Source organism: Lactobacillus sp. M0403 (genome assembly GCF_016101265.1).
Lineage (GTDB): Bacteria > Bacillota > Bacilli > Lactobacillales > Lactobacillaceae > Lactobacillus > Lactobacillus apis.
Genome location: NZ_JACFQV010000003.1, coordinates 96,794 through 117,844, shown reverse-complemented (window position 1 = coordinate 117,844; position 21,051 = coordinate 96,794). Strand labels below are relative to the sequence as shown.

The window sequence follows — 21,051 nt, the reverse complement described above, 5'->3', positions numbered from 1 at the left end:
AGATATTATCAATAGTTTAACATGATAAATTAAAAAATAAAGGAAAAATTAAAAATTAATTAGTCGAATCATAAAATTAGCTTGTTATGTAATAAAAACTAAGCTCTATTCAAAAGTTCAGTTTCATCACTTATTTAACTGTTACCGATCCATCAACAACAGCCAGTGATAACCCATGATAGTTATTTTTTTCAATACGACAGCTTAAGACTGTGCCTGCTATTTCCATAACTGCAACAGTATCATCCACAAATAATGACACTTCATAATCTGTTTCTGGCTTTAATTTAACTTGTCTCGTCAAACCAATATTAAGCATTTGATACCAACGTAAGTTTGGTGTTCTTCTTACAGATAGTTCTTGCCGCTTAAGATCAATATTAAACTCGTATCCTTCTCCGGTTTCTGGGTTCTCGCAAAAAATTATAGAAAAACTTCTAGTTGATGGTTTAAATGAAATTTTGTTTTTTAACAAAAAGCTTTTGGATGATATGCCACCAATTAGCGGTACTTCTGAGCGCCTAAATGGTGAAGAAATTTCTTGTTGATGAAATGACACTTTTTCCTTAACAGCTGCTTTTAACCTATGTGGCATTGCAACATCCAATTCACCAATCTTATTTTGCTTTACTTCTAAAGGTAAGAAAGTTCCACCCCACAAATAATTATTCTCGTCTTTTCCTGCCTCTTTTGATGGAACCCAGCCAAAAAGAAATCTTTCTTTTCCATTAGTAGCAGTTCTTGCAGCATAATATGCACGACCGCTAAAAGTATCTTGTTCTGGAATAATCCATGGTCCCATAATCTTTTTACTCATTACATAATGAGTAGTTTTTTCAAGATCGTATTCTGAATAGACTAAATACCACCAATCCCCTTCTTTAAAAAGTTGAGGCATCTCAATCATTGTATATAAATCAGGTGTCCAAAAATCCCCCTTGAATGACCAATCTTTACAGTCTTTAGAAGTATAATAAACTAGTCTACCAGTCTTTTTCTTAACATCAGATTTCAATCTTGTACCCAAAATCAAAAGATATTCATTTGTCTCTTCGTTCCATACAACATTTGGATCTCTCCAATTATCTGGATCATAACCTTCCTGTGGAGCTAATTTATCTGCTTTTCCCTCCTTAGTCCATGTAATACCATCGGTACTAGAAGCTTTCAGCAAAACTTGTGATGGTCTATTTTGACTAACAAAATTTCGATTATATCCAGTATAGTAAGCACTAATTTTATCATCAGGTTTTTCAAATACGCTACCAGCATAAATGAACTGATCTTCGGAATCTTCTTGTCCTTTTTTCAGAACTTCGCCATATGTTTTATATTTAACGAAATCACTAGTGGTAGCAAGTTCCCAGCCAAAAGGATCACCAAATGGAATAGGGCTTCTTGTGTCTTTTTGGAAATATAAATAAAATTGGTTGTCCTTCTTTTGATAAAAAGGCATGCAATCCCCAAAAAAGCAATTATCTGGTCTAAATAAGTATTGTTCCATATACCTTACCTTCTCAAATAACTAGAAAATCTTCAAAGCACTCAGAGCAAAAGATAAAATCACCATTAACAAAATTATTTTGTTTGCACTAACCTTTTTTCTTATTAGTAAAAAGGTCAAAAGCGTAACAGTTAATGGAATAATACCAAGCATAATTTGATCTAAAATTTGTTGTAAATTAAAGGTCATACTTCCCATTTTGAATTTCAAAATTGTCTTTAAAGTAACGGTACTATATGTCATGGCCCCCACCATGATCATACCTAAAATACCTGCTGCTTTAGTAATTATTTTCATCAAACCATTTTCATAAGCTTTTTGAATAAAGTCTCCACCAAGTTCATAACCATATTTCAAGCCATAGTATCTAGCAAGTAGATTTGGAATATTGTAAATAACTAGAAATAGAATTGGTCCAAGAATATTGCCTTCTTTTGCTAAGCTGATTCCTATTCCTGCTGCAATAACTCTAATTGTTCCCCAAAATAGTGAGTCACCTATTCCTGAAAGAGGCCCCATTAAACTTGCTTTTACTGCATTTATTGAACTTGCATCAAATTCATCTATCTTCTTGTTTTGTTCTTCCATACTGGCTGCAATTCCCATTGGAAAAGGAGCAATAGCAGGAGTAATATTGAAATATGCTAATCCTCTTTTTAATGCAGAAACACGCTGTGGCTTATCTTCTGGATTAGGATATAGCTTCTTAATAAATGGCAAAAGCATATATAATGCTCCAACACCAGCACCATTTATATAATTCCAAGATCCTTGTAAAAGAAATGATCGCCAGAAAATCTGTTTGAAAGTCTTCTTATCCATAACTTGATCTTGGCCAGAACTAACATTTTCTTTAGTCATTGAAAAAATCCTCCTCTAATGTATCATCTTCGTTCCTTTTTTCAGTAACTGTTTTTCTTGAAGTTACTAGATTTTTTACATCCAAAATATTCTTATCAATTGAAGACAGAATAACTGCTAGGATTATGCCAATAAGTGCAACGGCAATAATCGGCAATTTTAAGTAACAAGCTAATAAAAATCCTAGTAATAAGTAAATCATGTTACCTTTTTCGTAAATCATATTTAGTAATAGTGCAATTCCCAATGCTGGTAACATTTGTCCTAATACTGTAAGACCATTCATAATAACTGCAGGGATAGAATGTACTAGTGCTGAAATTGAGCCAGAACCAAGATATATACCTAAAAAACCAATAATGGCATATACAAGGGGGCCACCAATAATACTCAAGTACTGTAAGTGCTCAATTGCTTTGATATTATCTTCATCTGCATACTTTTCAAAGAAGTTTAATAAAAGGCCACGAATGAAAATAACTAATTGATTAACAAAAACTGCCAACAAACTAATTGGGACAGCTAAGGAAAGTGCGACTGCAACACCTTGATGGTTTAAGATTGCAAATGCTGTTCCAAATATCGATCCAGTCATTGAATCAGATGGCATTGCACCACCAATTCCACTAATGCCTAGGAAAATAACCTCTAGTGAGGCTCCCATAATAATACCTGTTTTTAGATCACCTAAGGCTAGACCAACAAGCATTGACATAACAAGTGGCCTTCTAATCATCGGGTCAGACATACCACAGTCGGAAAAATTTCCAATAAACATTATGAGGGCTACCCATAAAGCTGGTACTAACATAAAATTACCTCCCTTAAATTAAACTAGACAGCTGTACATCAGGATCACTTGGAGCAGGCTGAACGTTTACTTTTATATTAGTTGCAATTAAGTCCTTCAGTACTTTTTCGTCATCTTCTGTAACAAAAATATTCTTACTTAACTGTTTCTTGTTTTTCATATTTTCTGCTCCTACTCGTCCGTAATTGCCAAGGTTAATTAACGGTATATTAGGAACGCTTTGTGCAATTTTTAGTGCATCAGCTGGTTTATTGACTACAACCATAATCTTTAGATTCGCTGACTTCGGATTGTTCATCAATTTTATTCCTTGTTCAACACTAACAAAAAATGGTTTAACTCCATCAGGTACGGACATTTTTAAAGCCATTATTTGAACTTTATTATCCAAAATTTCATCATTGGCAACGATAATTCGATTTACGCCTAAATAATGACTCCATACAACAGCTACTTGACCGTGGATTAATCTGTCATCTACTCGTAATATACTAATCAAAAAAATCATCCTCCTGATCTTCTTCAACAATTTCTATCCTTTTTATAGTTGCTTTCCCAGCCTCAATGGCTTTATCAAGACAAACATCAATTTTTGACTGGCTTAACAGCAAATTAAGCACAAGCATTGAGTTCATCCCAGATATCAAAAAAACGTTATCACAATCCAAAAAATTCATTAACATTGTATTCACGCTTCCTCCAGGAAAATCTGAAACGAAAACAATTTCTCCTTTCTTATTTTGCTCAAGAAAATTCGAAATCTTTTCTTTTAAAATTGCTGGACTTTCTCCTTCCTGCATACAAAAAGCATACAAATTGTCTTGTTTTCCACTAATCATTTCAACGGAGTTTTTCACTCCCTGCGCTAATGACCCATGACTAACTAAAACAAACTTCCTCATTTTTTCACCCCCTGTTCTACTAATCCATTAGCAAAAGTCATGCCAACTCCATCAAGGTGCTGTTACATAAGCATTTATAAAAAAAGAAGTGCCTTTTTTAAGCACTTCTTTAAGCAGTTTATTTATTAAAATTAACTTTGAGCAACTCGTAAATTAATGATAGTTCATAATCATTCACTGTAATATTATATTTTTCCTCAATATCGCGAAAAATTTTCTTAGCAATTACATTAAAGTCTCTCTCATCTTTAGTAATGATCTTTTCATGCACATCACTTGTGTCTACTCCTCCTAGCATCAAACGTTCAAGCATCAAAGCAATATGCATGTACAAGCTCAATTTAAGCTTATTTGAAAAGTTAAGATGATAGAACTTTTCAAACTTGACAACAATCTCTTGGATTTCGGGAATCACGACTTCTGGATTTAAAAATCGTAAACGACCTTTAATACCACCAATTGTAAAAAATTTCAGCAGTTCTTTAATAAGGTTATCAATTGTTTTTTTATCTTCACCCATTTGCTTCAACAACTGTCGCAACTTCCAATCACCGTCTTCATCCATTACATCATACAAGTTCAAAACTTCAATTCCATTTTGTTTTGGCACATCATTTGTCGTTAAAATAAATTTTGTGTTTTTAAAGTAAGAATGATCATGTCTTTGTAAAGTACTCTTAAGATCGCGGTAATCCATTGTGATAACTTCGATATCACTTTTTAAAGTCACCTTCAAAATCTTTTTTACCTCTTCTGATAGTCCTACACCAGACATACAAGAAACGATAACATTTGATTTTTGTGAAATCCCCTCATAGTATTGAATTTTCATTGAGTCAGGATATTTCTCAGCTTTTTCAGCGATTTTCTTAAAGCTAGTTCCCTGCTGAATTTGTAAGCCTAAATCAAGGGCGATTGCAGTAGTTATATTATTAATTACTAATAAATCATTGTTTAATAATGCCTTTATATTTTTATACAAGGTTGCAAGTGACCCCATATCGAATAATAGAATTGTTCCATCATAATTACGATTTTGCTTCCTTATATAACAACTTATTTGAGAAACAATTTCACGATTAGACACATCAATAGGCATATCAAATGCTTCGAAAATATAACTTCCACATAGAGAATTAACTATTGAACAAATGTTAGATGCAACTGCTCCCCCATGACAAACCATAATACCCAACAATTTCTGCTTTTCAATTTCAGGTGCAATTTCATCACATATTACATATAAAAGAACAATAATTAACCAATTAGCGTCAATTTTTATATCAAGAGCATTCTTGACCTGGTTACAAATATAAGTGGTTCTTGGGTAATGCTGCTCTACTAATTCCCTCAATTCTTTCAGATCAGTTTTATTATTTTCCCTATGTAAAACTGATAGCAAAGAAGCAGCTTGCTCTATCTTTACCTTTTTTAAATCCTTTAAAAGTCCGTAGCGCAGAAAAACAGGTTTCAAAGTAGCTGTGAGCTTTTTATAAAGATAATTTTTATAATCTTCATCAACTATTAAAACAGAAAGATTCTCATGTAAATCGCGCAAAAATTGATTCATTGCTAAAGACTGATTTTCAATTCTTCGATTTATTTTCTCATTCTTTAGCAATGTTTTTACAAATGAAGCTAGTTTTACATTAATCTCATCACTTGAACTAAAGGTTAAGTTTATGTATTGGGAACTCTTAATTAACCAACTTCTATTATTTTCTTTTTCATTTTTACTAGAAGTGATTTTTAAAATTGAAGAATTGTCAGCTCGATTAAAGTTTTCTGCACAAAGAAGTTTAACTTGATTTTCCAGAGAACCAACATTCCCAATTAATTCAGACTTTAATAAATAATCAACCACATCAGTTGGTACCTCAATATCTCGATCAATTTTGATAGCTTCTTTCTTGAAGAAATTTTCTATTAACTTACAACGTTCAACAAGTGGGCGTTTAGATATTGAAGATAAGCTAACTTTTAAAGGAACACGTCTTCTAAAAGTTTTTAACAAATGATTAGTAATATCTTCTGTAGTAGCAAAAATAAATCGAACATTCACTCGTTTGAAGTGCTTACTTTCTCCCAAAGGGTAAAATTTTCCCGAATCTAGTAAAACAAAAAGCTTTTCTTGACTTTCTCTAGGCAAACGATGGATTTCATCGAGAAAAAGATAGCCTCCATCAGCTTGATCAACTAGTCCAAGATGATCTTGATCAGCCCCTGTAAAAGCTCCCTTTTTATAGCCAAACAACACAGAAGATAGTAGCTCAGGATTATTAGCATAATCTGCACAATTTAAAACCACAAAATTTGCGTTTTGACTAATTACACTAACCTGCTTAGCATATTCATAAATTAATGAAGCTAAAAAACTTTTACCAGAACCAGATGGACCTGTAATAATTAGTGGAAAACCATTTGGTGGGTAGTTGACCGCTGCTTTACACTTATCTATTACTTTTTTAAGACTTCCATCTGATCCTATCATTTTTGCAAATACATCATCATTTGAATTTAGTTGCCAATACACAGGTTTGGTACCACTCTTCAAAAGTAGTCCCTCCTGATATAATTGCGACAAATAAGTGCTAACAACACCACGTGATAGCTGCATTGCCTTTGCAACATCTTGTGTTGTTACTTTTGTTTTATTAGCCAATAAATTTTCAACTTTGCTTAACACTTGATATTTCGCTTTCATATTATCCCTCCTTCCTTAAAAGCGCTTTCCTTTATTTAAACATAATTATTCTTTATGCCCAAACTAATAATTAGTGAAGTCTCTGTCTGTTTTCTCACTAATAACATCAAAAAAGCCTTGCCGTTAATGACAAGGCCTCTACTGATTATAAAAAAATATTTCTATTTATTTCTTGCTTCTAACCTAAATAAATTTAGATAACTTAAGAAAATAATGACACTAATGATTGACATAACTAAGAAAGCAACCTGACTTCCCTGGGCAGTCAAAACAGAATAATTGCCTGGTTTCTTTTGCCAAGCCGAAATAATTGTGGCCATAACCGTTGTTCCCATTGAGCCGGCATACTGCTGACCAGTCTGAAAGACAGCTGTAGCATCAGTATGTAATTCATCCGGCTGCAATTTGGATGCTTCAGCCATTGTATTGTTGAACGCCATTTGTCGCCCAATAATCATAATACCGTAGAAAACTCCCACCATAACTGTTGAGATTTTCAAACCGAAAATGGTAAATAGTATACTTGCCGTAAAACAAAAGATTGTACCAGTTAAAAATGGAAGTTTTGGCCCTTTTTGATCATAGATATGCCCAAACCATGGATTCAAAAACCCACTTAAAATGCATCCCGGAAGTAAAACTAGTCCACCAATGAGTGAACTTTCATGATTAACAATCTGAACATAGTTTGGCAACACGAAACTAGTTCCAATATTAATAAACTGCAGCAATAAATAAGAAATCATTGCAAAAACAAATGGTTTATTTTTGAAAATATCCAAGTTGATTAGCTTCTTTTTGCTCTTCTTCGAGAGTTTGATAAAAAGGAATACAAGCGCTGCAACAACAATCATACTTAACCAAAAATATGGATCACCGAAGCCATTACTAATTCGATTAAAGCCCAAGTTAAAGATAATCATAGCCGCGGCAATCACAAAATAACTCACCCAATCAAAACTTGGATGCTTTTTTTCATGATATTGTTCAATTGACAAAGCACCGATGATTAGTACGATTACAGCAATTAAAGCAACAATATGAAAAATTAACGGCCAGCCAAAGTAATAAACAACTGTCCCACCAAATGTTGGCCCTAAAGATGGGGCAAGAATAACTACTAGCCCGGTTAATCCCATATAAAAGCCCCATTTTTCCTGCGGCATTAGTTCAACAACCAAATTAAACATCAGTGGAATTGACAAACCAGCTCCCACGGATGAAATGAGTCTCCCTGCAAGCAAAACCCAAAAATTAGGTGCAAGTCCAGCAACTACTGAGCCACCGATAAATGAAATAGCTGCAGTTAAAAATAGCTGTTTAGCCGAAAAGCGCTCATTTAAATATGAGCTTGCAACCATAATAACTGCAATTGTCAAAAGGTATCCTGTGGTGGTCCATTGAACAAGTCCCAGACCAATATGAAATTGTTTCATTAACGTAGGAAAGGTAACGTTCAAACTTGTTTCCGTTAAAATTGATACAAATGCCATCAGAGCGCAGCTAACTATTGCCAAAATATGTTTTGGTGTCTCTGCTTTTCTTTCCATTCTCTTAAACCTCCCAGTAATAAAAAAGAGTAAAAAGCTAATTAGCTTTTACCCTTTCCAATCCTTAATCGGTTTTCACCGATCAGATAACAATGTACAGGACAAATTATCCTTATTCTTGCTCAAAACGTGATACTAAGTTATCATGTAAAGCTTCGTAACCTGGTTTGTTTAATAGACCAAACATGTTACGTTTGTATTCCTCAACACCTGGTTGGTTAAATGGATTAATGCCATTGAGGTAACCAGAAATTGAAATGGCCAACTCGAAGAAGTAAATGAGGTAACCTAATGTGTGCTCAGTTTGATCTGGAATATTAACAGTCATAACTGGCACGCCACCATCAGTATGAGCCAAAACAACACCTTCGTATGCACGATCGTTAACAAAGTTTAAGCTCTTTCCTTCTAAGAAGTTTAGTTGATCTAAATTACGATCATCTGAAGGAATCTCTACATCATTTGCAGGATTTTCAACTCTAATAACTGTTTCAAACAAGTTACGTAAACCTTCTTGAATGTATTGACCTAATGAGTGAAGATCAGTTGTAAAGTTTGCACTTGCTGGCCAAATGCCCTTGTTATCCTTACCTTCTGATTCACCCATTAATTGCTTGCACCATTCGCTAAACATTCTCAAAGTTGGTTCGTAGTTTTCGACAATTTCAGTAGTGTATCCTTTACGGTACAAGATGTTACGTAAAGCAGCGTATTGGTATGGTGTTGCCTTTGATAAGTCAGTATCAGTGTATTCGCTACGTGCATCAGCAGCACCTTGCATAAGTTGATCAATGTCAGCACCAGAAACAGCGATTGGTAATAGACCAACAGCAGAAAGGACACTGAAACGACCACCAATGTCATCTGGAACAACAAATTCTTCATAACCTTCAGCATCTGCTTCAGTCTTAAGAGCGCCTTTAGCACGGTCAGTTGTAGCAAAGATACGTTTTTGAGCTTCTTCTTTACCGTATTTCTTAATTAACTTATCTTTAAAGATTCTGAATGCAACAGCAGGTTCTGTGGTTGTACCAGATTTAGAAATAACGTTAATGCTAAAGTCCTTATCTCCTAACCATTCAATCAAATCGTGAAGATATGAACCAGAAAGTGAGTTACCACAAAAGACAACAGTTGGATACTTATCCTTGCCCTTACCATAAAAAGCGCTATTTAAGAATTCAATGGCAGCTTGGGCTCCAAGGTATGAGCCACCGATACCAATACAAATCAAAACTTCCGAATCGGCTTGAATTTTTGCAGCTGCTTTTTTAATACGAGCGAATTCTTCTTTGTCGTAATCAACTGGTAAGTCAACCCAACCTAAAAAGTCACTACCTGCACCGGTACCTTCCTTTAATTCCTTAGATGCAGCATCAACCATTGCTTGCATTTCGCCTAGTTCATTTTCGTGAACAAATGGTGTTAATTTACTGCTATCGAATTTAATTAAACTCATAAAATACGCTCCCTTTATTGAATTAAATATCTATTTCACAAAACCATTTTAGCAATCTTATTTTATAAATACCAGCGCTTTTTAAATTGTTTTCAGCTTTACTCGTAATTGTTGAAAAAGCCAGTATAGTAAATAACCAAGGGCTGCCCCGCAACTATTAAAAAAGACATCATCAATATCACTCACACCGGTTGCGAGTAAAAACTGCATTGTTTCAATAAAAACTGAAAATAAGACGCCTGCTACTAACACCCTGATAAAAGTTTGCTTTTTTGAAAAAACAAATGGTGCTAAAAAACCGAAAGGTAAAAAGCAAGCCACATTACCTAGTGAGTTGTAAATAAAATCCAACCGACTCTGAGCATAGTACATCTTCCAAGTTTCTTTCATAAATACGAGATTAATATCACTTAGCGGTCGATGGAAATTGAAAGAAAGTTGCCATGGGAAATATGTTCGGCGAAATGTGGTTAACATTAAAATCAAAATTAAATAAAAAGCAAACAGCCATACCGTCGCTTCTGATTTAAGTGTTCGCCTTCGTCTTACCACCATTAACCAAAACAAACGCAAAATCATGAAAACCAAAAAATAAAAAATTGTCTTATCAAATGCCAACATAATTAACTTAATTAAGGCAAAATGATTAACTTTAGTTGCATAACTTTGAGCAATTAAGTTATATAGCGGTCCTAGAAATATCATTTTCAGTTCAAGTCCTATAAATTTAGTGTTCATCTAGATTATACCCAATCTTTGCCAAATTTTTCTTAAAAAAGGACTAACAATTCAGAAATGATTGTCTAAAGTGCGCGAAAATTCTAAAATAATTAAATAAGGAGAGTTCAACTTGAAAAAAAAGAAGCTGATTAATTTTATCCAGACCCGTACAGGCTTTTTTTGTCTGTTGGTTATTTTGTTTACATTAAAATATATTTTTGCCGCCTATCATGATTTTAACCTAGGCATTAATGATCCCTACCAACACATTATCATGTGGATCAGTCCTATCGGATCGGCCGCTTTATTACTAAGCATTGGATTTTACTTTTCTAAACCAGTTGTATCCTATGTCATCATGTTGATAATGGATTTCGCCAATACTGGTTTGCTTTTTGCTAACATCTTAAATTATCGACAATTTGCAGACTTCATTACTGTCAAAACAATGACTAATGCAGCTAAAGTAGCACCCGGTCTCGGAAAAAGTGCAGTGGCTTTACTAAAGCCCTCTGACCTAATTTTATGGCTCGACTTAATTATTGTGATAGGACTTTTGCTTGCTCATAAAATCAAAATTGACCAAAAATCATATGGGTTACTAACTCCATTTACGATCACAACGTGTGGAGCCCTAATTTTAAGTCTCAATGTTTTTTTAGCAGAATCGTCACGTCCACGCCTTTTAGGGACAACTTTTGATCGTTCATACATTGTTAAGTACCTAGGAATTGACACTTTTACCGTGTACGACGGCGTGAAAAATGAACAAACTGAGCAAGTAAATCGTAATGCTAACACCGCTGACTTAAACAAAATATTGGCTTATACACGTAAAAAAAAGTTACCAGTTAGCCCTCAGTATTATGGTGCTGCCAAAGGCAAAAACGTCATTGTAATCCACCTAGAGAGTTTCCAGCAATTCGTAATCGATCTCAAAATTAACGGCAAGGAAGTCACACCTTTTCTTAACTCAATCTATCATAGTCGTCATTCACTTAGTTTTTCTAATTTCTATCATCAAGTTGGAATTGGACGTACTAGTGACGCAGAAAACATGCTTGAAACAAGCACATTTGGTATCTCAGACGGTTCACTTTTTACTGCGCTAGGTAGTTCAAATACCTTCCAAGCCGCGCCACAGATTTTGCGTGAAAAAGGCAACTATACTTCAGCCGTTTTTCACGGCAATGTTGGTTCATTTTGGAATCGTGACGATGTCTACAAAAATATGGGTTATAACTATTTCTTTGATCAAAATTATTACAGTCACGATCAAAGCGATAGTATTGGTTACGGAATCAAAGATAAAGTCATGTTCGCTGAAAGTGTTAAATATCTTGAGCGCATGCAACAACCTTTTTATAGCAAATTTATCACCGTTACCAATCATACCCCGTTTGATATGGACGAAGAAGATCGCGATCCAAACTTTAAAACTGCGGATACATCTGACAAAGCTATCAACAACTACTTTGAAACGGCCCACTATCTTGATCAAGCAATCAGGGAATTTTTCGACTATTTGAATAAATCTGGTTTAATGAAAAACACAGTAGTAATGATTTATGGTGACCACTACGGCTTAAGTAATTCCGAAAATGAAACCTTGGCTCCTATTATTGGCGAAAGCTCGGATACTTGGAATAGTTATAATAATGTCCAAATGCAACGTGTGCCCTTTATGCTTTACTCCCCTAGCTTAAAGGGCAAGATTATGAATGAAGTTGCAGGAGAAATTGATGTTTTGCCTACACTACTTCACTTACTTGGCATTTCCAATAAGAACTATATTCAGTTTGGTAATGACCTGTTATCACCGAAGTACAAACCGTGGATTGTTTTTAGAAATGGCACAATTGTCAGTCAAAAATATGTTATTATCGGCGGAAAAGGTAAAAAAGGCACTGTTTACGATCGAATCAGCGGTAAAGAAATTATCAATTATACAGAAAAAGAAAACAAAGAAATTGCGGAACTAGCCAAAAAAGGAAAAATGGCTCTTAAGTACTCTGATTTGCTCAATAACCATAACCTTTTACGTTTTTACACCCCAAAGGGATTTAAACCAGTTGATCCAGGTCAATTCGATTACTTGAGTAACTTCCAGCAAATGGAAGCCTTAAGAGCAAAATTAAAGACCAAATCAACAGCACTAATCTCCACACATAAGCACTCCACTACTCGTTTTTATCGTACTGATGCCCCTGAATTAAATGGCCGCCACTACGAAATAACAGAAATTCCTGAATCAGTAGCAGAAAATCATTTAGATAAAAAAAGGGATAATGATAGCCAAAAGAAAAAAAGAGAATATAATTAAGACATAGTTAATCTTTTTATAATTTGAGGTGTTTTAAACTATGGTCTATTTAATTTTGGTTATTGTCGTTATTCTTTTATTTCTATCATGTTGCCGAGTTGTTCCTCAAAATAACGAAGGACTAATCGAAACTCTAGGTAAATACTCAAGAACAGTTAAAGCAGGCCTTGTGTTTGTCATACCTGTAATTCAAAGATTGCGACGCGTTTCATTAGCAATGTTTCCAGCAGAAATTTCTAAGTATTCAATTATTACTAAGGACAATGCTGAAATCACCACCAGTTTGACGTTAAACTATTTAGTAACTGATTCATATAAGTACTTTTACAACAATACCGATTCAGTTAAGTCGATGGTTGAATTAATTAGAGGACACTTACGCGATATCATTGGTCGGATGGACTTAAACGATGCCCTTGGTTCAACTAGTAAAATCAATTCACAACTTGCTGATGCAATTGGCGATTTGACAGATTTATATGGTATTCGTGTGGTTCGTGTCAATATTGATGAATTACTTCCTAGTGTTGAAATTCAAAAGGCAATGGATAAACAACTAACTGCTGATAGAGAAAAAATTGCAGCAATTGAAAAAGCCGAAGGCGAAGCTAAAAACATTGAATTAACCACTAAGGCCAAAAATGAGGCATTAATTGCCACTGCAAAGGCTAAAGCTGAAGCTGTCAAAACTGAAGCCGATGCTGAGGCATACCGAATTAATCAGCTACAGGCAAGCTTGGATAAAGCTTCAGATGGTTACTTTAGAAACCAAAGCCTAGATAGCTTTAACAAGCTTGCTTCTGGTCCTTCTAACCTAATTGTAGTCGATAAAGATGATATGACTAACTTAGGTGCAGTACCTGCTACAGCAAAAATTTGGCAAAAATCTACTGACAAAAAAGAATAAATTTTAAGAATAAACAAAAAGCACTTCAGTTGAAGTGCTTTTTGTTTATTCAGATAGATACTGTTCAAATCCTTCATCAAAGAAAGTGATTGTGAAAATAGCTCCTTCGTTAGGACTCGAATCTACGCTAATTTTGCCACCATGCTGCTTAATTAGCGAAGAGACAATTGAAAGGCCAAGACCAGATTCACCAGTTCCTTGACGAGCCCTTGACGGATCAGCTTTGAAAAAACGATCAAAGATATACTTCATTTGTTCATCGCTCATTCCAATTCCGTTATCCATAACCACAATTTCTGTAGCATGGTCTTTCCTTCGGCCACTAATTACTATTTGACCATTTTTGGTAAATTGAATTGCATTTTGAACCAAATTGAAAATTATTTGGGTAAAGCGATCCTTGTCCGCATAAACTGACAAATCGCCAGGTGCAGCAATTCGAATCTCATCATGTTCCTTTTCAGCGTTTTGTGAAAGCTGCATTTTCACATCTTCTAATATCTTAGTTGCATTAAATGATGTTTTAACCAACAAAATCTGATTATTGCGAATTTTTTCAAAATCAAGATTTTCATTGACTAATCTGATTAGCCTTTTAGTTTCTTTTTTCATTAGTGAAATTGACTTAGGCTTAGCTTCTTCAGGAATCGCATCATATTGCAATCCTTCCAAAATTCCGTTAATGGTTGTTAGAGGCGTTCTCATTTCATGAGCAGCGTCAGCCAGGAACTGATCCCGCCGTTTTTCTTGATTCTTGATTTCTTCATCAGACTGTTTCAGCGACCGTACCATTTGGTTAAAGTTATCGGCTAGCTGATCGATTTCATCGTTTCCCTTATAATTGAGCTGCACATCAAAATTACCGGAAGTAACCTTCTTGGTTGCAATCGAAAGGCGCTTAATTTTGCTAGTAGTGTAATATGACAAAGCTAAACTTAAGGCAGCTCCGACAGTTAACGCAACAATAAAAGCATTTACCAAATTTTGCTTCGCCATTGCTATTGGTCTTTCAACATTTTTTACCCTAGCGCCAAGCCAAATTGCACCAATCATCTTGTGCTCACTCATCCAAGGAACAAGAACACCAGTACATGGATCATTAGTGTGGCCCATATAAGAATGAGAGTCGTTATTATTCTTAATACGAATTTCTTGCCCTTGTTTCAAAATACCATATATATCAGAAGCAAGGTGCAAGTCTTTAGCAGTCTTGGGATAAATTTGACGGCCATCTGAATCAAAAATACGAAGATGAAGATCATCACCACGTAAGACAAATTCCATTTGCTTTAGGAAATTTGCATTTAACATTAATGTGCCATTCTTTTTATCCGTAGCTGCCAAAGAACCCAATGAAGACGCATAGTCTTCCATTCGCTGATAGTTTTGCGAATATGACTGGTTTGTTACATAAGCAATTTCGGAATAGCCAATAATTGCAACAGTTGTTAAAATAATCAGCAAAAAGCTAAGCATGTGCTGATAAATCAATTTCATAATTTATTAAACCTGTGAATCGTCAAATTTGTAACCAATTCCCCAGACCGTTTGAATGATGTTTGCTCCAACTTTTTCTAGCTTATGTCGTAATTTCTTGATATGTGCGTCGACTGTTCGTTCTTCGCCAAAAAAATTATAGCCCCAAACATAGTCAATTAATTGGCTCCGGGAAAAAACCTGCTTAGGTTTTTCTGCCATTATAGCCAACAAATCAAATTCCTTTGGGGTAATATCTGGTACTTTTTTGTTATCAAACAAGATTTCACGTCTGTCTTTAGAAATTTTAATATGTTCTGTTTCAACATCAAACTTTTCTTTTACTTTATCAGCTTCGGCTTTAGCTTTAGCTCTACTTTGGCTTTCTTCTATATCAATTCTTCGCTGAAGAGCCTTGATTCTTGCAATTAAAGCTAATGGACTAAATGGCTTGGAAACATAATCATCTGCACCTACGCCTAGGCCCAAAATCTGCTCTGCTTCACTATTTCTCGCCGTCAGCATAATAATTGGAATAGTTGGCGATTTCTCTCTAATTTCTCTAGCAACCTGGATCCCGTCTTTTTTTGGTAAATTCAAATCCAGTGTAACTAAATTATACTGATCAGGATTAGCAGAAAATTTTTCAACCGCTTGCTCCCCATCAGTAGCAACCTCCATTGTCCAACCCTCTTTTTTGATGAACATTTCCATCATCTCTGCAACGGACTGGTCATCCTCAACCATTAAGATATTTAATTTCATTTTCGGTCCCTAAATCCCTTAGTTCTCTCATGCTTTACGTCATCAGGATTAACGTAATCATGTGGCAATTCATGGCGATCGATCAAAAACTTCTTTAAGCTTTTCTCAGTTGCCATAATTGGAAATACAAGAAAAAGATAAAATGTGAGTAACCAAATTAGGAAATATCGATCCCAATTTAGCAAATGGACACCGATTCCAATTAGCAACTGTATTCCGCCAAAAAGGATAAAGTAAAGACTAGCCTTTTTTTGAGCAAACTTAAAACTAGTCGAATTAGTCTGAGCAAGGTATGAATAATATCCGTAAAGTGGATGCGGTTTTCGGGGAGGATTAATTAGCCAGATAATTCCCACAACCATAATAACTGATCCACAAGCGATATATATCATACTTTTCCCTCTTTTAATTTTGAAAATCTATTCGTCATTTCCTGGAGCAGAAATAACCATTTTCATTTTACCAGTGAAAGTGAATTTTTTCATCTGATTAGGAATGATCAGATTTGTACCCTTTTTTAATTGGTATGAATCAGATTCAGTTTCTAACTGACCAGATCCATCAATTACAGTTACTAGCAGATACGGGTGTTCATTTAAGCCCGTTCTCCACTCACCATTTAAATCAATTTGCCATAGATAAAAATGTGGTGATACAGGTGGAGCAACCAAGGTCGTAATTTGTGCATCTTGATCTTGTTCAATCTTGCCGTTAAGCTTAGGATCAACGTGAGGAACGGTAGTAACATCGATAGATTTCTCAGTATGTAAATCTCTCTTTTGTCCAGTCTTGTCATCGATTCGATCATAGTCATATAAGCGATACGTAACATCACTTGATTGCTGGGTTTCAATTACCATGATTCCTTTAGTCAAGGCATGAATTGTACCTGCCGGAACGTAGAAGAAGTCACCTGCTTTAACTGGAACTTTCCGCAAAAGCTTATCCCATTGGCCTTTGTTAATCATATCAGCCAATTCTGCACGTGTTTTTGCAGTATGACCATAGATTAAATAAGAACCAGGATCAGCTTGTAATACGTACCAACTTTCAGTTTTTCCACGATCATTTTCTACTCTTTCAGCATAATCATCATCTGGATGAACTTGGACAGACAAATCATCATTAGCATCAAGAAATTTCACTAATAGTGGAAATTCCTTACTTTTCGGATTACCAAAAAGCTCAGGGTTTTCTTGATAAATCGAACGCAAGCTCTTACCTTTTAATTCGCCGTTTGTTGCCGTTGAGGCATCATCCTTATAACCTGAAATAACCCATGCTTCTCCGACTTTTCCATCAGGAATATCGTAGTTAAAGATTGTTTCTAGCTTACGGCCACCCCATATTTTTGATCTAAAATACGGAGTTAAAAAGATCGGTTCCATTCCCTATCACCTCATATATAAGTTTAAACTTTTACACATTAAAATTAAAACAAATTTTCAAATATGAAAACAAGTTGTTGTTACAATAATAATATTTTTTTATAAATCGTTAATTCAAAAATACAGCCTAATTTTAAAAAATAAAAAAGAAATCCTATCGCAACAAGCTAGATAATTGATAAGTAATATTTTGCAGTAACTTTATATTGTTTTTCTTTATATGTTTTTATTAAGCAAATTTGTGTGCTATTTGAAATAACCAGTATAAAAACCTATCATACTATAATTTTAAAGCAATCCATAAGCAATTTTTACTAGATGTGGTTAATTACTAATCATGGATTGCATCACTTATATGTTATAAAGTAAGTCTTGTTTTTTCAATAACAAATTAACATTTGTTTATAAAAAGTTGCAGACTATAGTTCTTTTAGATTGTTTAAGCCACCTACAAAATTGAGTATGACGGAAGCTACTAAGCAAATAACAGCTACGATAAAAATCAAATGTACTTCACAATTAACTAAGACTCCACTTACTAAAGACATGATTGGTCCTATTATTCTAGTTAAAGATGTAGAAACTGCTGTAATTGTTCCTTTATATTGAGTTGGCGTTTTTGCTTGAATAATCGTAAAGAAATTTGCTTGAGACCATACACTACCAAACGAAACAAGTGCGTAACCACCAGTTACCATTATAAAGGACTTGGTATTAAGCATAATTGCAAAACCTAATGCAATTAACAGACCGATCATAATTAGTTGAAATCCTATTTTGAACTTTTTATTTAAATGTAAATAAGCAAAATTTCCAATGATGCTTGCAACCGCTGAGACCGTAAAGAAAATACTGACCATATTTACACTTAAGTTCATAGCTTGCTTTAATACGAAAGTTAACATTGGTATAACTGCTTGAAAACCGATATTAGCAACTAAAAAGCTGATTATTAACCATTTTATTGTATGTTGTGAGAACAGGAATTTTATACCATCTTTTGTACCTTTTTTGAAAGAGCTCTGTGCAGTAGCAGTTTTCTCTTCATGCAGTGGTTGGTAGTTTCTAATTACTAAAGCAAGGTAGCCGAAGCTAAGTGAATCAAGTAGGAAACCACCCATATAGTTAAGCAAATTAATAATAATTGCAGAAATCCCTGGACCAAACGTTTTTTGAATAGATGAAATTAATCCAACTTTACCTGAAACGCTTGATAATTCTTCTGTATCGACAGATTCGGCAATAAATATCTGATAACCTGTCCATGAGATCAGATCAAAGCTGCCTAGCAAAAAGACAATAAGAAGTATTAAATAAATTGAGATATTATTGGCAGTCAAAATTGGAACACAAAATATTAGCAACATTTGCATCACTAGTGAAATAAGCATAATTCTTTTTCTTGGATAAATATCGTAAATGGGTCCTATAATCAAGCCGAACAAGGCAGTAGGAAGATATTCAACTGCTGTTAGCAGTCCCATGATAATTGAAGAATGTGTTTTAGACAGCATTAGCAATGGAATTGCAAAAATGTAAAATTGATCACCCATTCCTGAAATTGCATATCCCAATAAAAGCTTGGATTCTTCTTTTAGTTTTTTCATCCCTACAATGCTCTTTCTAGCTAAAAATCAAAGTAAATAAAAAGCTCTTAACCATAAAAATAGCTAAAAGCTTTGATTTAAATACAAATATCCTATTATTTTCTTTTTTAAAAATAGTCACACGTTTAACACTTTAAAAGTAAAATTACTTATTTTATAGGTACTTAGCTATTAATGATATTTTTAGATTTTTCTGCTACTTTAACTATAGCACTAATTAGACCGTTACAATTAACTGCATTAATGAGAAAAACCTGCCAGATTGTTCTGACAGGTTTTTTGAGGAATAATTCACAACTAGTTTCATTATTACTTTATTATATTAGTTTTTACTTTTTAAATCTTCCAATCGTGATTCTTCTATTTCATTCCTTAATTCAGTTTCATACTCTTCTCTTTGCACTTTATCCCAGCCGTAGTAATCAGCCATATGGTTAACAACACCAGTTTTAACTTCATTCAACGTGTCACTCTTGAATAAAATGTGGTAAGTGCGACGTAAAAGATAATCAACAGGTGTCAGTGTCATTTCTTCAGCTAACGAATAGTCAAGTGCGGCAGTTTCGCCCAGACTTAGCCCATCTGCTGGTTTAATTGTACGAGCATAATCATATATTTGTTCAGCTTCTGAACCAAATAAATTGGCAATTTCTGTCGCATCTGCTTTTGATAGACCAGCTTCTTCACCCTCTTTAGCAATACGGGCAAGTTCTTCTTCAGCATTGTCAGAGTCAAAGTCGCCACCTGCAACTTTAATTTCGGCTGAATCTTGTAAGGTAAAGTTCTTTGAAAACTTATCGTGCAGTTTTTCCAAAATCTTATCCATTGCTCCATTTGCCATAATACGATAATCAGTCAACTTACCACCAGCTAAAGTGATTAATCCATCTTCTGCTTCAGTTAATGAACTACCACGTGACACAGCTGATGGTGCCGAAGTACTATCAGAAACACTGGCACCTGTTGCGGCATCAGCTGCTTCGTTTCCTTCAACTTCTACTTCAATTAATGGACGAACACCAGCCCAACTAGCTTCTACATCATCTATAGTTAAATGAGCAGAAGGATATTTCTTATTTATAATACCTAATAAGTAGTCAACATCGCCTTGCTCAACTGTTGGATGAGCATAGTCACCTCTAAAGTCAGTGTCTGTAGTCCCAAAATAGGTCTTGCCTTCCCGAGGAATAGTAAAAATCATACGACCGTCATCGGTACCCGAACCGAAATAAGTTGGTTGTGGTACTGTCAGACGTGATTGGTCAACAACCAGGTGCACACCTTTAGTAGGACGTAAACGTGGTTTCTTGTAAACTTCTTTATCTGATTGTCTTACCAAATCAGACCATGGTCCAGAAGTATTAATAATTACGTCCGCATGAATTTCAAAATCTTCACCAGTTAAATTATCATGAACACGTACGCCGTTTGCTTGCTTTTGGTCATCATGCAAAATTTCAACACATTTTAGTCGACTAACAGCCAAACAACCTAATTCGTGTGCCTTTTTAACGTTTTCTAGTACCAGACGTGAATCATTATTTTGATAATCTAAATAAACTCCTGCTCCTAGAAGATTTTTACTATTTAACTGTGGCTCACGTTTTAAGGTTTCTTCCTTATCCATCGTATAATTAGCATATTTGGTCAAAGGAGAATCTCCTTCAATGCCAGCTAGATGATCATAAAGATCCATTGCAACCTTGACGGAAAACATAGTAAAGGCTGCACCAGGTTCGTCATAAATAGGTAAAATCATTGGATCAGGCTGAGTCATATGTGGAGCAATATGTTGAATAACTGCACGTTCCTTAACTGTGTCGGAAACTACCTGAACATCAAAAGTTTTAAGATAGCGAATACCCCCATGAACTAATCTAGTCGAGCGTGATGAGGTACCACTACCAAAGTCTTGCATATCAATCAAGCCAGTTTTCATTTTAGCTGCACTAGCTTGCAAAGCCACACCTGCTCCTGTAATACCACCACCGATTACTAGCAAATCTAGTTTCTCGTTTTTTAAACGTTCAATTTCTTCTTTTCTTGTTTTAATTGAAAATGCCATGATTTATTC

Annotated in this window: 17 protein-coding genes; 2 read left to right on the top strand and 15 right to left on the bottom strand. The window is 34.7% G+C overall.

Annotation, left to right across the window (positions count from 1 at the left end; all coding sequences use genetic code 11):
• Window positions 1-130 precede the first annotated feature (130 nt).
• From H3T48_RS05245 to H3T48_RS05205, 9 genes are all read right to left on the bottom strand, one after another.
• The gene (locus H3T48_RS05245) at window positions 131-1,456 is read right to left on the bottom strand and encodes a family 43 glycosylhydrolase (protein ID WP_198188784.1); all 1,326 of its coding nucleotides are present in this window, start codon (window positions 1,454-1,456) and stop codon (window positions 131-133) included.
• Window positions 1,457-1,525: 69 nt separating this feature from the next.
• A complete protein-coding gene (locus H3T48_RS05240) occupies window positions 1,526-2,365 on the bottom strand; it encodes a PTS system mannose/fructose/sorbose family transporter subunit IID (protein ID WP_232349884.1) in 840 nt (279 codons plus the stop codon).
• On the bottom strand, window positions 2,358-3,176 hold the full coding sequence (locus H3T48_RS05235; protein WP_198188783.1) for a PTS sugar transporter subunit IIC: 819 nt from the start codon (window positions 3,174-3,176) through the stop codon (window positions 2,358-2,360). The genes H3T48_RS05240 and H3T48_RS05235 overlap by 8 nt, the downstream gene beginning before the upstream one ends.
• 13 nt (window positions 3,177-3,189) lie before the next feature.
• Window positions 3,190-3,675 (bottom strand): PTS sugar transporter subunit IIB, encoded by a 486-nt coding sequence (locus H3T48_RS05230; protein ID WP_198188782.1) that lies wholly within the window; start codon window positions 3,673-3,675, stop codon window positions 3,190-3,192.
• Window positions 3,668-4,078 carry a PTS sugar transporter subunit IIA gene (locus tag H3T48_RS05225; protein ID WP_198188781.1) on the bottom strand — a complete coding sequence of 137 codons (411 nt, stop codon included), beginning with the start codon at window positions 4,076-4,078 and terminating at the stop codon, window positions 3,668-3,670. Before H3T48_RS05225 ends, H3T48_RS05230 begins: the two co-directional genes overlap by 8 nt.
• Before the next feature lie 118 nt (window positions 4,079-4,196).
• Window positions 4,197-6,782, bottom strand: a complete 2,586-nt coding sequence (locus tag H3T48_RS05220; protein WP_198188780.1) for a sigma 54-interacting transcriptional regulator — start codon at window positions 6,780-6,782, stop codon at window positions 4,197-4,199.
• Between the two features lie 161 nt (window positions 6,783-6,943).
• On the bottom strand, window positions 6,944-8,332 hold the full coding sequence (locus H3T48_RS05215; protein WP_198188779.1) for an MFS transporter: 1,389 nt from the start codon (window positions 8,330-8,332) through the stop codon (window positions 6,944-6,946).
• 112 nt (window positions 8,333-8,444) lie between these two features.
• On the bottom strand, window positions 8,445-9,791 hold the full coding sequence (locus tag H3T48_RS05210; protein WP_046306607.1) for a glucose-6-phosphate isomerase: 1,347 nt from the start codon (window positions 9,789-9,791) through the stop codon (window positions 8,445-8,447).
• 81 nt (window positions 9,792-9,872) lie between these two features.
• On the bottom strand, window positions 9,873-10,496 hold the full coding sequence (locus H3T48_RS05205; protein WP_046308099.1) for a VanZ family protein: 624 nt from the start codon (window positions 10,494-10,496) through the stop codon (window positions 9,873-9,875).
• Window positions 10,497-10,641: 145 nt separating this feature from the next.
• Here H3T48_RS05205 and H3T48_RS05200 point away from each other — a divergent pair, with 145 nt between their 5' ends.
• Together H3T48_RS05200 and H3T48_RS05195 are read left to right on the top strand one after the other, a co-directional pair.
• Window positions 10,642-12,834, top strand: coding sequence for an LTA synthase family protein (locus H3T48_RS05200; protein WP_198188778.1), 2,193 nt, complete (start codon window positions 10,642-10,644; stop codon window positions 12,832-12,834).
• 40 nt (window positions 12,835-12,874) lie between these two features.
• Window positions 12,875-13,741 carry an SPFH domain-containing protein gene (locus H3T48_RS05195; protein WP_046306603.1) on the top strand — a complete coding sequence of 289 codons (867 nt, stop codon included), beginning with the start codon at window positions 12,875-12,877 and terminating at the stop codon, window positions 13,739-13,741.
• Between the two features lie 45 nt (window positions 13,742-13,786).
• Here H3T48_RS05195 and H3T48_RS05190 read toward each other — a convergent pair whose 3' ends face one another.
• The 6 genes from H3T48_RS05190 to H3T48_RS05165 all read right to left on the bottom strand — a co-directional run bounded on the left by H3T48_RS05190 (window position 13,787) and on the right by H3T48_RS05165 (window position 21,042).
• Window positions 13,787-15,238: a HAMP domain-containing sensor histidine kinase gene (locus tag H3T48_RS05190; protein WP_198188777.1), complete on the bottom strand. Its 1,452-nt coding sequence runs from the start codon at window positions 15,236-15,238 to the stop codon at window positions 13,787-13,789.
• 6 nt (window positions 15,239-15,244) lie between these two features.
• Window positions 15,245-15,982: a response regulator transcription factor gene (locus H3T48_RS05185; RefSeq protein WP_198188776.1), complete on the bottom strand. Its 738-nt coding sequence runs from the start codon at window positions 15,980-15,982 to the stop codon at window positions 15,245-15,247.
• Complete coding sequence (locus tag H3T48_RS05180; RefSeq protein WP_187157817.1) at window positions 15,979-16,374, bottom strand: SdpI family protein; 396 nt, start codon at window positions 16,372-16,374, stop codon at window positions 15,979-15,981. The genes H3T48_RS05185 and H3T48_RS05180 overlap by 4 nt, the downstream gene beginning before the upstream one ends.
• A 27-nt stretch (window positions 16,375-16,401) precedes the next feature.
• Complete coding sequence (manA, locus tag H3T48_RS05175) at window positions 16,402-17,370, bottom strand: mannose-6-phosphate isomerase, class I (protein WP_198188775.1); 969 nt, start codon at window positions 17,368-17,370, stop codon at window positions 16,402-16,404.
• 419 nt (window positions 17,371-17,789) lie between these two features.
• Window positions 17,790-18,977, bottom strand: a complete 1,188-nt coding sequence (locus tag H3T48_RS05170; RefSeq protein WP_198188774.1) for an MFS transporter — start codon at window positions 18,975-18,977, stop codon at window positions 17,790-17,792.
• 322 nt (window positions 18,978-19,299) lie between these two features.
• Window positions 19,300-21,042 (bottom strand): FAD-dependent oxidoreductase, encoded by a 1,743-nt coding sequence (locus H3T48_RS05165; RefSeq protein WP_198188773.1) that lies wholly within the window; start codon window positions 21,040-21,042, stop codon window positions 19,300-19,302.
• Between the last annotated feature and the right edge of the window lie 9 nt (window positions 21,043-21,051).

Excerpts from the sequence above, each read along its gene's own strand:
- H3T48_RS05210 (WP_046306607.1), bottom strand. The coding sequence starts at position 9,791 with ATGAGTTTAATTAAATTCGATAGCAGTAAATTAACACCATTTGTTCAC.
- H3T48_RS05205 (WP_046308099.1), bottom strand. The coding sequence starts at position 10,496 with ATGATATTTCTAGGACCGCTATATAACTTAATTGCTCAAAGTTATGCA.
- H3T48_RS05215 (WP_198188779.1), bottom strand. The coding sequence starts at position 8,332 with ATGGAAAGAAAAGCAGAGACACCAAAACATATTTTGGCAATAGTTAGC.
- H3T48_RS05190 (WP_198188777.1), bottom strand. The coding sequence starts at position 15,238 with ATGAAATTGATTTATCAGCACATGCTTAGCTTTTTGCTGATTATTTTA.
- H3T48_RS05180 (WP_187157817.1), bottom strand. The coding sequence starts at position 16,374 with ATGATATATATCGCTTGTGGATCAGTTATTATGGTTGTGGGAATTATC.
- H3T48_RS05245 (WP_198188784.1), bottom strand. The coding sequence starts at position 1,456 with ATGCCTTTTTATCAAAAGAAGGACAACCAATTTTATTTATATTTCCAA.
- H3T48_RS05220 (WP_198188780.1), bottom strand. The coding sequence starts at position 6,782 with ATGAAAGCGAAATATCAAGTGTTAAGCAAAGTTGAAAATTTATTGGCT.
- manA (WP_198188775.1), bottom strand. The coding sequence starts at position 17,370 with ATGGAACCGATCTTTTTAACTCCGTATTTTAGATCAAAAATATGGGGT.
- H3T48_RS05165 (WP_198188773.1), bottom strand. The coding sequence starts at position 21,042 with ATGGCATTTTCAATTAAAACAAGAAAAGAAGAAATTGAACGTTTAAAA.
- H3T48_RS05225 (WP_198188781.1), bottom strand. The coding sequence starts at position 4,078 with ATGAGGAAGTTTGTTTTAGTTAGTCATGGGTCATTAGCGCAGGGAGTG.
- H3T48_RS05185 (WP_198188776.1), bottom strand. The coding sequence starts at position 15,982 with ATGAAATTAAATATCTTAATGGTTGAGGATGACCAGTCCGTTGCAGAG.
- H3T48_RS05240 (WP_232349884.1), bottom strand. The coding sequence starts at position 2,365 with ATGACTAAAGAAAATGTTAGTTCTGGCCAAGATCAAGTTATGGATAAG.
- H3T48_RS05195 (WP_046306603.1), top strand. The coding sequence starts at position 12,875 with ATGGTCTATTTAATTTTGGTTATTGTCGTTATTCTTTTATTTCTATCA.
- H3T48_RS05170 (WP_198188774.1), bottom strand. The coding sequence starts at position 18,977 with ATGAAAAAACTAAAAGAAGAATCCAAGCTTTTATTGGGATATGCAATT.
- H3T48_RS05235 (WP_198188783.1), bottom strand. The coding sequence starts at position 3,176 with ATGTTAGTACCAGCTTTATGGGTAGCCCTCATAATGTTTATTGGAAAT.